The sequence below is a fragment of the Richelia sinica FACHB-800 genome, from assembly GCF_014698825.1.
Taxonomy (GTDB): Bacteria; Cyanobacteriota; Cyanobacteriia; order Cyanobacteriales; family Nostocaceae; genus FACHB-800.
The window spans coordinates 106269-119712 of the sequence record NZ_JACJTT010000004.1; the positions used below are offsets into that span (position 1 = coordinate 106269).

18 protein-coding genes and 1 tRNA gene are annotated in these 13444 nt (G+C 38.5%); 10 read left to right on the forward strand and 9 right to left on the reverse strand.

Translation table 11 applies throughout. The features are described 5' to 3' along the window. Positions 1 to 290 precede the first annotated feature (290 nt). A complete protein-coding gene (gene rpsL, locus H6G73_RS05335) occupies positions 291 to 674 on the reverse strand; it encodes a 30S ribosomal protein S12 (protein WP_015140400.1) in 384 nt (127 codons plus the stop codon). Positions 675 to 812: 138 nt separating this feature from the next. Next, on the reverse strand, positions 813 to 1139 hold the full coding sequence (locus H6G73_RS05340) for a HesB/IscA family protein (protein WP_190601990.1): 327 nt from the start codon (positions 1137 to 1139) through the stop codon (positions 813 to 815). 27 nt (positions 1140 to 1166) lie between these two features. Here H6G73_RS05340 and H6G73_RS24725 point away from each other — a divergent pair, with 27 nt between their 5' ends. After that, entirely contained in the window at positions 1167 to 1295 is a 129-nt protein-coding gene (locus H6G73_RS24725; RefSeq protein ID WP_256443782.1) for a hypothetical protein, read from the forward strand. A 47-nt stretch (positions 1296 to 1342) separates the two neighbouring features. Here the strand turns inward: H6G73_RS24725 and H6G73_RS05345 are convergent, their stop codons facing one another. Beyond that, a complete protein-coding gene (locus H6G73_RS05345) occupies positions 1343 to 1765 on the reverse strand; it encodes a phosphomannose isomerase type II C-terminal cupin domain (protein WP_190601992.1) in 423 nt (140 codons plus the stop codon). Between the two features lie 375 nt (positions 1766 to 2140). On the opposite strand from H6G73_RS05345, the gene H6G73_RS05350 reads away from it, so the two are divergent. From H6G73_RS05350 to H6G73_RS05360, 3 genes are all read left to right on the forward strand, one after another. After that, positions 2141 to 3271, forward strand: a complete 1131-nt coding sequence (locus H6G73_RS05350) for a Rid family detoxifying hydrolase (RefSeq protein ID WP_190601995.1) — start codon at positions 2141 to 2143, stop codon at positions 3269 to 3271. A gap of 198 nt (positions 3272 to 3469) precedes the next feature. Beyond that, positions 3470 to 3718 (forward strand): hypothetical protein, encoded by a 249-nt coding sequence (locus tag H6G73_RS05355; protein ID WP_190601997.1) that lies wholly within the window; start codon positions 3470 to 3472, stop codon positions 3716 to 3718. 4 nt (positions 3719 to 3722) lie between these two features. Next, complete coding sequence (locus H6G73_RS05360; RefSeq protein WP_190601999.1) at positions 3723 to 4343, forward strand: phospholipase D-like domain-containing protein; 621 nt, start codon at positions 3723 to 3725, stop codon at positions 4341 to 4343. 382 nt (positions 4344 to 4725) lie between these two features. Here the strand turns inward: H6G73_RS05360 and H6G73_RS05365 are convergent, their stop codons facing one another. Together H6G73_RS05365 and H6G73_RS05370 are read right to left on the reverse strand one after the other, a co-directional pair. After that, positions 4726 to 4926: a hypothetical protein gene (locus H6G73_RS05365; RefSeq protein WP_190602000.1), complete on the reverse strand. Its 201-nt coding sequence runs from the start codon at positions 4924 to 4926 to the stop codon at positions 4726 to 4728. 396 nt (positions 4927 to 5322) lie between these two features. Continuing rightward, on the reverse strand, positions 5323 to 6261 hold the full coding sequence (locus H6G73_RS05370; RefSeq protein WP_190602003.1) for a serine hydrolase: 939 nt from the start codon (positions 6259 to 6261) through the stop codon (positions 5323 to 5325). 9 nt (positions 6262 to 6270) lie between these two features. On the opposite strand from H6G73_RS05370, the gene H6G73_RS05375 reads away from it, so the two are divergent. The 3 genes from H6G73_RS05375 to H6G73_RS05385 are packed head-to-tail and all read left to right on the forward strand — an operon-like array spanning position 6271 to position 9318. After that, on the forward strand, positions 6271 to 6975 hold the full coding sequence (locus tag H6G73_RS05375) for a C40 family peptidase (RefSeq protein WP_190602005.1): 705 nt from the start codon (positions 6271 to 6273) through the stop codon (positions 6973 to 6975). 58 nt (positions 6976 to 7033) lie between these two features. Continuing rightward, positions 7034 to 8047, forward strand: coding sequence for a glycosyltransferase family 2 protein (locus H6G73_RS05380; protein WP_190602007.1), 1014 nt, complete (start codon positions 7034 to 7036; stop codon positions 8045 to 8047). Between the two features lie 47 nt (positions 8048 to 8094). Further along, entirely contained in the window at positions 8095 to 9318 is a 1224-nt protein-coding gene (locus tag H6G73_RS05385; protein ID WP_242034122.1) for an MFS transporter, read from the forward strand. Between the two features lie 57 nt (positions 9319 to 9375). On the opposite strand, the gene H6G73_RS05390 is transcribed toward H6G73_RS05385, so the two are convergent. Further along, a tRNA-Arg gene (locus H6G73_RS05390) sits at positions 9376 to 9449 on the reverse strand. A 38-nt stretch (positions 9450 to 9487) separates the two neighbouring features. Here H6G73_RS05390 and moaC point away from each other — a divergent pair. Continuing rightward, entirely contained in the window at positions 9488 to 9994 is a 507-nt protein-coding gene (moaC, locus tag H6G73_RS05395; protein ID WP_190602009.1) for a cyclic pyranopterin monophosphate synthase MoaC, read from the forward strand. A gap of 1 nt (position 9995) precedes the next feature. Here the strand turns inward: moaC and H6G73_RS05400 are convergent, their stop codons facing one another. Next, the gene (locus H6G73_RS05400; RefSeq protein WP_190602011.1) at positions 9996 to 10193 is read right to left on the reverse strand and encodes a DUF2795 domain-containing protein; all 198 of its coding nucleotides are present in this window, start codon (positions 10191 to 10193) and stop codon (positions 9996 to 9998) included. Positions 10194 to 10559: 366 nt separating this feature from the next. Between H6G73_RS05400 and H6G73_RS05405 the strand changes: the two genes are divergently transcribed. After that, positions 10560 to 10811 (forward strand): Asr1405/Asl0597 family protein, encoded by a 252-nt coding sequence (locus tag H6G73_RS05405; protein WP_190602013.1) that lies wholly within the window; start codon positions 10560 to 10562, stop codon positions 10809 to 10811. A 49-nt stretch (positions 10812 to 10860) separates the two neighbouring features. After that, on the forward strand, positions 10861 to 11493 hold the full coding sequence (locus H6G73_RS05410) for a (2Fe-2S) ferredoxin domain-containing protein (RefSeq protein WP_190602015.1): 633 nt from the start codon (positions 10861 to 10863) through the stop codon (positions 11491 to 11493). A 378-nt stretch (positions 11494 to 11871) separates the two neighbouring features. Here H6G73_RS05410 and phnE read toward each other — a convergent pair whose 3' ends face one another. After that, positions 11872 to 12666, reverse strand: coding sequence for a phosphonate ABC transporter, permease protein PhnE (phnE, locus tag H6G73_RS05415; RefSeq protein WP_190602017.1), 795 nt, complete (start codon positions 12664 to 12666; stop codon positions 11872 to 11874). Next, entirely contained in the window at positions 12663 to 13418 is a 756-nt protein-coding gene (locus H6G73_RS05420) for a phosphonate ABC transporter ATP-binding protein (protein WP_190602019.1), read from the reverse strand. Before H6G73_RS05420 ends, phnE begins: the two co-directional genes overlap by 4 nt. Between the last annotated feature and the right edge of the window lie 26 nt (positions 13419 to 13444).

The following is a 13444-nucleotide window of genomic DNA, read 5'->3' on the forward strand; positions in this document are numbered from 1 at the left end:
GTTTAATGTCCCGCTGATTTTCCTCTATTTTTTGTCTCTAGATGCAGCGAGGCGAAAAGAATTGACCTCCAAACCGCTACCAGATACACAAGGCGACAACATAAGAAACTTTAATATTTAGATTAAAGCGCTGCTATCGCGGATAGGTTTTTTTTCACACCCTGGCACTTGCTCGCTTAGTGTGGGGTGCAATTTGATTGCTGACAAAAATAGGTCGCCTTTGAGTTCTTTGGGAGTGGCGGTTGAAGTAAGACGATTAATCAATTTAAGTAGGATTAATCGCCTTGTTCCTATTTTTTCGCTTCTTTCGGACGCTTAGTTCCATATTTGGAACGACCTTGCTTCCGATCTTTCACTCCGGCTGTATCTAAGGTGCCACGGATAATGTGGTATCTCACGCCAGGTAAATCCTTGACCCGACCACCTCGAATCATGACCACAGAGTGTTCTTGTAAGTTATGACCGATACCTGGAATGTAAGCGGTGACTTCAAATCCAGAGGTCAATCTTACCCGCGCTACTTTGCGGAGGGCTGAGTTGGGTTTTTTAGGTGTAGTCGTGTAGACTCTGGTACAAACACCGCGACGTTGAGGGCATTGTTTCAAAGCCGGGGACTTGGTTTTCTGACGCGCTTTTTCGCGTTCACTACGTATTAGCTGCTGTATGGTTGGCATGAGTTACAGCGCGTGAAGCTGCTTATGGTCTAAGTTTTAACAAATCCTGATTATATCGTTTTTTGTGATTTTTTGTCAATCACTAGTGGTCAGTTGTCACTGGCTGACAGTCCATTATAACTGACAAACGACCATTGACTACTGACTAATGGAGAAAGAATTACCACAGCTACAGGTGCTGATGGCTTGTGGGTTATGAAAACGAAAACCCCCACCCATGAGATCCTCAGAATAATCTAATGTTAATCCATTAATATAATTTAGGCTCTGGGTATCTATAACAACTTGAATACCATGCAAGTTAAAAACTTGATCCTCAACTGTTGTTGCTTCATCAAAACAGAGATCATAAAACCAATCAGCACAACCTCCAGATTTGACCCGGAGACGAAGCAGAGTATTGGCAGGCTGTTTTGATTTTAATCGCCCGATTTCGTTGGTAGCAGATGGACTCAATTGAATCATGGAATGTTTGTGACAGAGGTCAACTCCATGATTTATGTTACAGGAGTTCGGGAGTTTAGGAGTGTCACTTTGATCATAGCTTGGGGTGACAACATTGAGTGGGTTGGGACTCAAGATGCGATCGCTGGGGGTGAACTAGAGGAGACAGGAAGATGAAGAGCAAGAAATTTTTTACCTGTCTCCCGTTCTCTATGCCCTAATTACTACTTCTGGGTGCGGGCATAATCATCTTGGTAGCGAATAATGTCATCTTCGCCTAAATATTCGCCATTTTGGACTTCAATTAAGACTAAAGGAATGACACCAGGATTTTCTAAACGATGGACTGTACATTGCGGAACATAGGTAGACTGATTATTACTCAACAAAATTTCGCGATCGCCACAAACTACCTTAGCTGTTCCTGAAACCACAATCCAGTGTTCACTACGATGGTGGTGCATTTGCAAGCTGAGGCGATGTCCAGGTTTAACTTCTATGCGCTTAATTTTGTATCCCCGCCCTTCTTCCAAAACCGTAAAAGAACCCCAAGGACGCAATTCAGTTGCAGCAACACTCTTATTAGCACTAATATTTGGAGACATTGGTAGAGAATTGTTCAGTGTGGTTTCAGAAAGTTTAGCCATAGTTACCTCATGTAGAGACATCACAAAGCTGTGATTATTTTTAACAATGTATGGATCAAGGGCGTTTTGACGCTGCCGATGGTCAGAAATGTAATTTCACCTAGCTAAACATAGCAAAAACAAATCTGTTTGTGTAAAAGGTTGCTATACCGGTTTACCTATCTATACCAAGTCTTTATCAAAAACAATCCGTCTTTTTCTGAGCTTCAAAAAATAACTACAAAATTTATATTTTCCAAAATTTTCGCTAACAGGAACATGTTTTATTACTGCTATTTTTGATACAATTATATCCTTGAATGAATATTAGCTAAAAAAGAATTGCAGTCAATTAATGAAATATTCGTGAATAAACCTATTATTTGATTTTCTGTTATGGATGTTAAAGCACTTTTAGAAAAATACGCCCAAGGAGAACGTAAATTTCATGGAATTAATCTTAAAGGTATAGATTTGAAGGGAAGAGATTTAAGTCAGATAGATTTATATAGAGCAAACTTGAATGGCTCAGATTTTAGTGATGCTACATTAGTAAAAGCCAACTTTTGGGAAGCGAGTCTAGCGAGAGTATCTCTAAAAGGTAGCAATCTCGCAGGAATCCAAGGTGGTTCAGCTAATTTAAGTTATGCCGATCTAAGTAATGCAGATTTAAGCCGTGCAAAATTAATTAATGCTAATCTACAAGGTGCAGATTTCACTAGAGCTAATCTGATTCAAGCAGAGTTGAATGGTGCAAACCTTCAAGGTGCAATTTTTTATAAAACTATCCTACGGGGTATTAGTTTAGAGAAATTTAATTTATCAAATTTGAATTTTATCGCCGCAGACCTAGTTGGCGTATATTTAGGAGAAGCTAATCTTAAATATGCCTATTTACAAGGTGCCAATTTAGAAAGGGCATGTTTATCAGATGCTAATTTAATGCTGGCAAACTTTGATGGTGCAAATCTGAGAAAAGCCAATTTAAACGGTGCAAATATTTATGGGGCAAGTTTTAAAGGTGCTGACCTAACTGGTGCGATAATGCCTGATGGAGAAGTATACAAACCGACATCTACTGATTTAGATTTCGGACAACCAGTAACTATTTTAGGAACAGAGATATCCATGACTCGCAAAGTAATTCGTACTGACAAAGCACCTGCACCAGTGGGGCCGTATAATCAAGCAATTCTGGCTTCTGGGCAAATGTTGTTTGTAGCTGGACAAATTGCCATTGATCCTCGGTTGGGTGATGTTGTCTATACTGATGATGTGACAAAGCAAACCGAACAGGTAATGAAAAATCTAGAAGCTATCTTGACTGAAGCAGGAGCAACATTTGCAGATGTTGTCAAGACTAGTGTATTTTTAGCAGATATGAAGGATTTTGCTGCAATGAATGCGGTTTATGCTCAATATTTTCCTGAAGATACAGCACCTGCTCGTGCTTGTGTGCAAGCTGCTCGTTTACCTAAAGATGTATTAGTGGAAATTGAATGTATTGCTGTGATATCTAATACTTAAATGTTGGATATTTAGATATTTGATGACTTACGCAATAAGTTAGAGTTTCTAGTAGTTATATTCACAAATTGCTACTACAATTTTTACTTAATGCGTAAGTTTTATATTTTTTTATTATTGACTATTATCAATATTTAATTATGTTGCTAATCTGTAATACTCCATAGAAAATAATTCTAGTTTTTTAAAACTAAAAATATGAACTATGAAAATAAATTTTACCAAGGCGAAACTGCTAATCTTTATTATGTAATAGGCGAATTTATTGTTGAATTTAAAATACTATATTTTGTAGTCAGTAATGTTTGTAAATTCCAAGTCAAGAATAAACTTTCCAGCCCTACTAGAATCATTAGATTTTTAAATAGCAAATATACAGGAGGTAAAGTTAGTAATAAAATGGAAGATGCCTACCTTGAGCTACTAATGATTCAAAAAATTTTATAAAAATATGATTTACAAACTCGTATATGATACAAATGAAAGTTTGAGTGTTTTAAATCAAGCATTACAGCAGGTACAAGATAGATTGATTATGGTTTGTCTTTGGGTAAGGAAGCAGATTGTTGATAACAGTAAAGTTCAGGCAATAAGAAATTTATTAGAACGTGGTATACGGGTTGATATAGCCTGTGGATATACATCAGATATTCCTGATTCTTTACCTGAAATAGAATTTTACAATTTGATTAAAAGAAAGGAATATAGTGGGTTACAAGATATCTATACTTTGGAAGTCGAATATAAAACATATTTTCAATTAAAATTTATCGGAACTCATGAAAAGTATTTGATTTGTGATGATAAATTTGCAATGATAGGAAGTCACAATTTTTTAAGCTCAAAAAACACGAAAATAAAAGAAATAGGAGTTTACACAACTGATGAAAAAATTATTCAAGAATTGATACAGCATTACGATAATACAAAGCCTATTGTAGATAGAGAAAAAACCTGTCAAGAATATTGGATTGAAGATTGCATTGATGAATTAAGCCGGAATATACCTAATTATTCGACTGATGAATATACTGATTACTACACTGATATGGATCAATTTTTTTCATATTAATTGAATTATGAATTAAAGGGAAATGGCAGCTTATTTTTTTGGTTCTTGCGTAGATTTTATGGTAATTGAAGATTGATTACCACAAAACCCTTACGGTGCAAGGCTTATAAACTATTATGCGTAATATTTTTAATGAAATGCCTACACAATAAGGTTTTCAATGATTTGGAACTGGGTTCTCCATAAAAAGTACCGAAGAACCATTTTTTTGACTTGCTCCTGCTTCACTTCTGGTCACTCAAAGTTGTGGTTTCTGCAATCACACACAACTAGTGTAGCTAACCACCAAGTAATTTTTACGATTGATAAATTACTCTCAAATTTTTGATATGTGGTAGTTTTTACGCAACTATAATTTTATGATAACTTTTGTTATTGAGAATTATTTAAAGAGAGTTAATACCTCCTTTGCGAGTATTTTAGATCCTATATTATTAAATCCTTCATTTTGAAGAATAGCTAGAATATCATCAAAACTTTTTTCCGGTAAACCGACTATTTTACTAGATATATCTTGTGATTTATTAATATCTTGGCAAGCTTCATATATCAATATATATACTTTCTGCATTATCTCTTCCACAATTTATTTCTCCCTGCGATACTTGATTTTTACGTAGACACGCTTACCGTGATATCATTATATATTATTATCACTAGCTAGTTGCAGAAGTTTTTATTTTAACCCTTATCCCTCTTCTGTCACTTTCCGGGAGGGCAATCTCTGAAAGCTTTATCAGTCCATCCATACAAGCTATCCTATTAGAAAAAAATGGGTGTTGCATTTGTGATTAGCAAAAAATTGTGCGATCGCTTCCTATGCAAAGACTCTAGAATTCAGAAATGGCAAATGTTTTCGGAGAGTGACAGAACAGGGATTACACCTCAAACCCTGTTTTTGGTAAATTCAAGTGAATCAAAAATCACCTCCCCCTTTTAGGGAGAGGTTTTATACCCAGTTTTCTGATAAATTCTACATTTATAAATTACTCACTGCTGTGGCTATTTTTCTAGAAACAAAAGGTAGGATTTCGCGATTTTTAGCTTGGGCTTTTCCTTCTGTAAACACTATTAACAAATAAGGACGTTGGTCTGATAGTTCAATATAAGCAGCATCATGGCGTACTGAGCTTGTCCAACCTGCTTTTGACCAAATTTGACTATTTTCTGGTAATCCAGCGCCTAAGAAGCCTGTAACTTGGTCTTCCTCTACATCTTTGGGTAAATCGTCAGGGTTCAGACTGCGTTTGAGTAATGCCATGATGGATTGCGATCGCTCACTCGACACAGCCACCCCGCCCACAATACTATGTAATAATCTGGCAGTGGCATTGGTAGTCACCATATTTCGGTTTTCAAACATTTCACCGTAAAAAATTCTTTCCCGTCCATAGGGCCCGTCACCCCAAGTTTTCTGACAAACATTTATCGCTGCTAATTCTTCCCATCCTAAAGATTGATAATAGCGGTTGATAATTTGCCGTTGATATTTCCAGGTTTCAAACGGCCCTGTGGGTAATTCTGGGCCGGAAGTAGTACCACTGAGGATATCCACAATTAAGCTAGTGGCATCATTACTGGAATCTACTATCATATCCTTCATCGCTCTTTCCAACTCTGGAGAAGAGTGGGCCATCCCTTTAGCTAACCATTCCTGAACAGCTACCACATAAAACAACTTCACCACACTAGCAGGGTAAATTCTCTCTTCACCACGATAACTATAACCCCGTACAGAATGTTTCCAAAAAGCATTTGGTGTCAATGCACCACCAGTATTAACTGGTACAGGAGGATCATAAACTATCCAAGTCAAAGCAATTTGGTTATGATTTAAACTCGGAAATGCAGACCAAGTTGCTTCTAAAATTTCATTACCAAGATTTTCCAGTTGTCCGTTGTGATTAAAAAAAACCATTTGTGAATAATGTCCTATAATTTAAACTCTCAAATTCCCCATTCCCCAACGGGAGAATATCAATGTACAGTGGATCTAAATTTATATGATTCTCCTGAGTGTAAGCGCTTGGCAACTCAAGCCGCTACTGGTCGAAATTTACACTTAACTTCTAACCATCAAGATGCAGCTATTGAGGTTTATTTGTGTGAAGATGATTATCCAGGTTGGGTATCAGTCAAAGATTTAACTTATCTCCAACCTGCTACTGTAGCTTATCAGGCTCAATTATTATCTACAGCAGAAATTAAACAACTCCTACCACAGGTAATTGCTTTTACTCAACAGGCAATGCAGGAAGCTAATTTTTATCTATGGGGTGGGACTGTAGGGCCAAATTATGATTGTTCTGGTTTAATGCAAGCAGCTTTTAAATCTGTGGGTGTTTGGCTACCAAGGGATGCTTATCAACAGGAAAGTTTTACTCACCCTATTGAGATCAACGAGTTACAACCAGGAGATTTAATTTTCTTCGGAACTCCTCAAAAAGCTACCCACGTGGCATTGTATCTGGGAGATGGTCGCTATATCCACAGTTCTGGTAAAGACCAAGGACGAAATGGAATCGGGATAGACCAACTTTCTGAACAGGGAGATGAGGTTAGTCAGTCATACTATAAACAACTACGAGGGGCTGGTAGAGTTGTAAAAAGTTATGAACCACAGAGGGGATAATTTAGCACAAATACTCTCGCCGTGAACCCTTCAACCATCAGTAAATTTTGAGTAGCTTATGCCAAGTAGTTTAATTTCTCAGCAAGTTGTGGGAGAAGATGAAGTTATTTTACCAGTGGTGCCAAATGTTTCTGTTGTTGTCCCCGTGCGAGATGAAGTAGAGAGCTTGCCGTTATTACTAGAGGCAATTTCTTCTACTTTAATTGCTAGTGAGTTAAGTTATGAAATTATCTGTGTTGATGATGGTTCTACGGATGGTTCTGCGGAACTTCTCAAGGAACAGGCACAAATTCGCACTGACCTCAAAGCGGTAATTTTGCGGCGCAACTATGGACAAACGGCGGCAATGGCGGCTGGTTTTAATTATGCCATAGGTAAGGCTGTTGTGACTTTAGATGCTGATTTGCAAAATGATCCGACGGATATACCTATATTATTGGCCAAGTTGGATGAGGGTTATGATTTGGTCAGTGGTTGGCGACAGAATCGGCAAGATGGGGCAATAAATCGGCTATTACCTTCTAAAATTGCTAATTGGCTGATTCGTCGCACTACTAGCGTACATATACATGATTATGGTTGTTCTCTCAAAGCTTATCGGGCAGAACTGGTTGCTGATATGAATCTTTACGGTGAACTGCACCGCTTTTTACCTGCCCTTGCATATATAGAAGGTGCAAGAATTACAGAATTACCTGTGCGTCATCATGCCCGACGCTTTGGTCAGAGTAAATATGGTATTTCCCGGACTTTTCGGGTGCTAATGGATTTGCTCACTATTTTATTTATGAAAAAGTTTCTCACCCGACCAATGCACGTTTTCGGTTTGTTGGGTTTAGTTTCAATGATATTTGGGTCGGGAATAGGAATTTATTTAACCTTCGTCAAATTATTTTTCCATGTGGATATTGGCAATCGTCCGTTGCTAATTTTAGCAGTTTTATTGTTGGTAACCGGTGTACAGTTATTTTGCTTTGGTTTGTTAGCAGAATTGCTGATGCGTACTTACCATGAATCCCAGGGACGACCTATTTATCGGGTGCGGGAAGTAGTGGCAAAAAATGTTAAGTAACGTAACAATAAAAATATTACTCTCTTAGCATTAACGAAGTATTTGCCTTGAAAGCTTTTGATGGTTTGCATCCTGAACTGCGACGTAATCTGCTGATGCTATTTGCAGCAGGTTTATTATTCTGGTCAGGGTTATCGGCTTTCTTGCCTACCTTGCCACTATATATTGAAGAAACTGGAGCGACGAAGCAACAAATTGGCATTGTCATGGGTAGCTTTGCTGTGGGGATGTTGCTGTTTCGTCCGCAATTTGGTTTTTTGGCCGATCGCCAGGGCAGAAAAATAGTATTGTTAATTGGGATGGTGGTAGCAGCGATCGCACCCTTGGGTTACTTATTTGCTAAATCCATAATTCCTCTCATGGCTGTTCGGGCTTTTCATGGGATTTCTATTGCTGCCTTTGCCACAGGTTACACGGCATTAGCCGCAGATTTTTCACCAGAACACCGACGCGGTGAAATCATGGGTTACATGAGTTTAACTACTCCTATCGGCACAGCTATTGGCCCAGCTATAGGAGGGTTGTTACATGCTAGTTATGGTTATACTGCACTATTTTTATCCTGTGCAGCCTCAGCTAGTTTAGGGTTCCTTTGTCTTTTCCCCGTTGTTAATCCAGTCATCAATAAACCACCGCAAAACGAAATAGACAATAGATTTTGGCAACTATTACTTAGTCCCCGTGTCCGTGTCCCTGCTATTGTCTTGTTTTTAATGGGCTTATCCTTAGGATCTGTGCATACCTTCATTTCTCTATTTATCAAATCCACAGGAGTGGATTTCAACGGTGGTTTATTCTTTACTGCTGCGGCTATTGCCAGCTTTGGTGTCAGGTTATTTACTGGTCGCGCTTCTGATAAATATGGACGAGGTTTATTTGTCACCCTCAGCTTAATCGTTTACACCTTGGCTGTAGCTTGTATCTATTTAGCAACTACTCCTGCTCAATTTTTCTTGGGGGGGTTCATGGAAGGTGCCGCTGCTGGTTCCATCTTTCCCACAATGTCAGCAATGATGGCAGATAGAGCATTACCCCACGAACGAGGAAAAGTGTTTGGGATATCTTTAATGGGGTTTGATATTGGTTTAGTAGGTGCAGGGCCAATTTTTGGGGCTGTGGCCGAAACTATAGGTTATCGGAGTATGTTTAGTGTAGCGATCGCACTCACTACCATAGCCACAATTGTCTTTCTCACCCAATCTAGCAAAAGTCTCACTACATCATTACGTTTCGCTCTAGGTCGGGGTATAGATGGCTATGCCTTAAAATAAACAAAAAAACGATGGCACAAACGTAATCTTTTCGCGTTTGTGCCATCATTTTTTTAACGGGCGAGGAGGGATTCGAACCCCCGACACCGTGGTCCGTAGCCACGTGCTCTAGTCCACTGAGCTACACGCCCTTAACCGCACGAATTTCATATTAGCACAACCTCAGCCAATGACGCAAGATAATTTTTCAATTTCTCCCCAACTCACCCACCTTGATCACCAAGGGGAAGCCCAAATGGTGGATGTATCTGCTAAAGTTCCCACTGTGCGGGAAGCTGTAGCTGTGGCGATAGTGCGGATGCAACCAGAAACCTTTGCTGCTATTCAAGCCGGAAATATTGCTAAAGGAGATGTGTTAGGAACTGCCAGAATCGCTGGCATTATGGCGGCCAAGCAAACATCTAACTTAATTCCTCTGTGTCATCCTTTACCTTTGCACAAAATCAAAGTAGAAATTACCCCAGACTCTAACTTACCTGGTTATCAAATTTATGGCACCGTCAAAACCAAAGCAGAAACAGGCGTAGAAATGGAAGCTTTAACTGCTGTTTCTGTTGCCGCACTGACTCTGTACGATATGGCGAAAGGTTTAGAAAAATCTATTCAAATTGAATCTATTCATTTAGTTAGTAAAACTGGTGGGAAATCAGGTGATTATTCCCCACCAGTTGTATGACCTACTGAATCTCACCTATAGCTTTGTTGAGTTCAGCAGGAGTTTCATATTCCTCATCTTCTGGCAATCGTTCTAACAGAGAGAGAACTTCTCGATCAGCACCTTGTTGTTGTGCATGTCTAATCAATTCTTGCTTATCAGCAGGATAATCTACTCCTTTTAAGTGTTTTTGAACTTCAACTGGATTGGCTTTAGTCATTTGTCTACCTCAGAATGTTTTTTCCATCTTCACAAGTGTATTTATTAACTCCCTCTACCAAAAAGGTGATTAATTTTGATGGTAAATAACATTCAAAACTCAACCAGTTGATTGATGAATAAAAGGATTTTCTTTTAATAAATTTTCCCATCTTCACCCAGGAATATCAAAAATATCCTTGACTCTCGCCAGCAAATATGCAGTCAATCCACCCCACCAAGTCAAGAAATTTTTTCAAAATTAATGACAATTATTTGCACTTAGTGTATTCTTAGATTAAGAACATCAAATACCGCCAACTCCCTATTAAAGGGAGTTAATTTGTCATAATTACTGCAAATATATTGCATTTTGAGGGCAATTCCCTTGGAATCCTTTAGCACCGAAACCGGCATCAAGTATTTTGTGAGGGTAAATTGGGCAGACCGTTGGCAAGTTTATCAACGCCTAAACGAGCTAGATATTCCTTGTTTTTGCCAAGCGAATCAGCCATTGCAGGTAGAAATAACCAATGCCAATGTTGCCATGCAAATATGGAGCGTACTCAGATCCTGTACGGCTTCTCGACAAGAATTAATATCCACACTAGAAAACTGCTGGCATCTTGCTTCTCAGTAGTTTTAACCAACAAAGAATAATCGATTTTGAGAAATTAGGTGTAATTAAAATGAGTTTATCTCTAAATACCAACATCCGAGAATTTTGTATTGAAGGCAGATTTTTAGACTTTGTGATCGAAGATGGGTATAAATTAAAAGGTTTCTTAATTAAAACTGTGGAAGGAGAATTTTATGTAAAATTAGCGAAAAATCTACGCATTAATTTTGATTGGAAACTACCTAAAGGAACTTGGTTGCAAGTGGTAGGGACAAAAAAATTTGATCACAAGAAAGGAACATTCAAATTCAAAGCAGAACGTGTTATTGCTAAAAATTCTGACCAGGAAAAAGTTGCATCAGTTTCTCCATCACCGTTGCATCCCCAAACTAAACCAGCTAAAACCCAAAGTATTCTAGTTTGTCAAAAGTCAGATTGCATGAAGCGTGGTGGTAAGGCTTTGTGCCAAGCTTTAGAGTCCGAATTAAGAAAGAATGGTTTAGAAGATAAAGTGACCATAAAAGGTACTGGCTGCATGAAGCAGTGCAAAGCTGGCCCTAATCTCATCATGCCAGATAAAACCCACTATACTCGCATTCAAGCATCACAGGTTCCAGGGTTGGTAAATAAGCATTTTGGTAGTAACAATCAGAACCGACTGAGTGATGTAGCAAAAATAATGACTATTTTTGCTGGAGTTTAATTACTAGGTTTGGTTGTCCCTCTTTCATTAAACTGGGAATCACAAAAATAATTTCCTAATTTTGAAATCCAGATGTGATAAAGGTTTGAACATTTTATTACTAACAAAATATGGCGAACATTTTGAAACATTAATAAATCGCCAAAACCCTTGTTAAATCAAGGTCTTAAATTTTGTGTTCCCTAGAGTCATGGAAGAGGGTTATGATGAGAAACCAAAAATACTACTTGGGTTTCTGAGTAAGTCAATGTTCAATATCTCATCTATGTTGAGACATTTTGATATAGAGTTTGTTGTATAGTGTAAAGCCTTGTCGTTTGTTGCGGGTGCGTTAGCTTTTAGCGTAACACACCCTACAAAATAATTGATAAATTAAGATCACATTTGATCTAAATAATGACGTAACTTACTACTAAAAATATCAATTACTGTCACTACCACTAACAAAACTAACATCATGGTTGTGGCTTTAGTGTACTCAAATCCATCAATGTAACTTTTTAACTGAAATCCAATACCTCCTGCACCTACTACACCTAGTACAGAAGCAGCACGAATATTATATTCAAACATCCACATGGTGTAACCTAAACCCAAAGGTAACACTTGGGGTAATATGCCATATTGAGCAATTTGAATTCTAGATGCACCAATAACTTGTAAAGATTCTAAAGAACGTTTATCTACGGCTTCTATTGCTTGTTGATAAAATTTAGCGAGATAGCCAATGGTGTATATTGATAAGGCTAAAGTACCTGCGGGTGCGCCTAAACCTGTGGCAGCAACGAAGATTAAACCTAAGATAATTGAAGGAACGGAACGGACGGTATTTTGGAGTAAGTTAGCTAACCATTGCAACCATGGAGGTGCAACATTATTGGCACTAGCAATGGCGATGGGTAAGGAAAGAATAGCACCAATGGTAGTGCCCCAAAGAGACATTTGTACCGTTTCAATTAATGCCTTTATGGCAATGTCAACAACTGTGAAATCTGGAGGAAATAGACGAGAGATAAAATCAGTGATGTGGGGCCAACTATCTTGAACAAGTTCAAAATCTACTTCTAAACCTCTTAATGCCCAAACATATAGAGAAACAAGAATGAAAAAAATGATGAGAGGTTGTACCCAAGGGTACATGTGTGGAAGTTGAGAATTCAAAGGTTTTTTCATTTTGTGGAAGTTGGGCTTGTTTCTAAACTCAATGCTTGGGAAAATTGGGTTTGTAGGTTGTCACAATTGCCATCATAACTGATGCGTCCGGCATCTAAAATAATAGCTCGATGGGCATATTCTGCGGCTATACCCAAGTCGTGAAGAACTGTGATTATAGTTAAGCCATGCTGAGTATTCAGGTCTGCTAAGGTTTGCATGACCTGTTGTGATGCCACTACATCTAGGCCTGTAATGGGTTCGTCGGCTAAAAGTATTTGAGGTGATTGAATTAAGGCACGGGCTATAGCGACCCGTTGTTGTTGTCCACCACTGAGTTGACCAGTTTTTTGATAAGCCTGGTCTTTTAATCCCAGTTGTTCTAATAATTCTAATGCCAAAAGGCGATCGCGTTTTGGAAAACCAAACAAGGTTTGTCCACTATTTCTCGCACCCAAACGTCCACACAGGACGTTTTCCACTGCTGTTAATTGTCGAATTAGCCCACCACCTTGAAATAACATCCCAATGTGACGACGGACTTGTGACTGTGTATGGGGTGTGATTTTAATTCCATCAACGATAATTTCTCCCTTTACCAATGGCACCAAACCCACTAGAGATTTCAGAAATGTTGACTTACCTGCACCATTTAGTCCCAGCAAAACGACAAATTCTCCTGGGTTAATTTGGCAATCAATACCATTAAGGATGGGACGGTGTAGAGACTTGACATAAGCTGTCTCTAGGTTGCGACATTCAATCAATTTCACGCTGGTGTTGTGTAATGGGTCATTGG

Bases quoted from the DNA above. Each gene is read 5' to 3' on its own strand.
- phnE (WP_190602017.1), bottom strand. From the start codon at position 12,666: ATGAAAAAACCTTTGAATTCTCAACTTCCACACATGTACCCTTGGGTA.
- H6G73_RS24725 (WP_256443782.1), top strand. From the start codon at position 1,167: ATGATTTATGTTACAGGAGTTCGGGAGTTTAGGAGTGTCACTTTGATC.
- H6G73_RS05410 (WP_190602015.1), top strand. From the start codon at position 10,861: ATGAGTTTATCTCTAAATACCAACATCCGAGAATTTTGTATTGAAGGC.
- H6G73_RS05380 (WP_190602007.1), top strand. From the start codon at position 7,034: ATGCCAAGTAGTTTAATTTCTCAGCAAGTTGTGGGAGAAGATGAAGTT.
- H6G73_RS05340 (WP_190601990.1), bottom strand. From the start codon at position 1,139: ATGATTCAATTGAGTCCATCTGCTACCAACGAAATCGGGCGATTAAAA.
- H6G73_RS05370 (WP_190602003.1), bottom strand. From the start codon at position 6,261: ATGGTTTTTTTTAATCACAACGGACAACTGGAAAATCTTGGTAATGAA.
- H6G73_RS05375 (WP_190602005.1), top strand. From the start codon at position 6,271: ATGTCCTATAATTTAAACTCTCAAATTCCCCATTCCCCAACGGGAGAA.
- rpsL (WP_015140400.1), bottom strand. From the start codon at position 674: ATGCCAACCATACAGCAGCTAATACGTAGTGAACGCGAAAAAGCGCGT.
- moaC (WP_190602009.1), top strand. From the start codon at position 9,488: ATGACGCAAGATAATTTTTCAATTTCTCCCCAACTCACCCACCTTGAT.
- H6G73_RS05345 (WP_190601992.1), bottom strand. From the start codon at position 1,765: ATGGCTAAACTTTCTGAAACCACACTGAACAATTCTCTACCAATGTCT.
- H6G73_RS05355 (WP_190601997.1), top strand. From the start codon at position 3,470: ATGAACTATGAAAATAAATTTTACCAAGGCGAAACTGCTAATCTTTAT.
- H6G73_RS05360 (WP_190601999.1), top strand. From the start codon at position 3,723: ATGATTTACAAACTCGTATATGATACAAATGAAAGTTTGAGTGTTTTA.
- H6G73_RS05350 (WP_190601995.1), top strand. From the start codon at position 2,141: ATGGATGTTAAAGCACTTTTAGAAAAATACGCCCAAGGAGAACGTAAA.
- H6G73_RS05400 (WP_190602011.1), bottom strand. From the start codon at position 10,193: ATGACTAAAGCCAATCCAGTTGAAGTTCAAAAACACTTAAAAGGAGTA.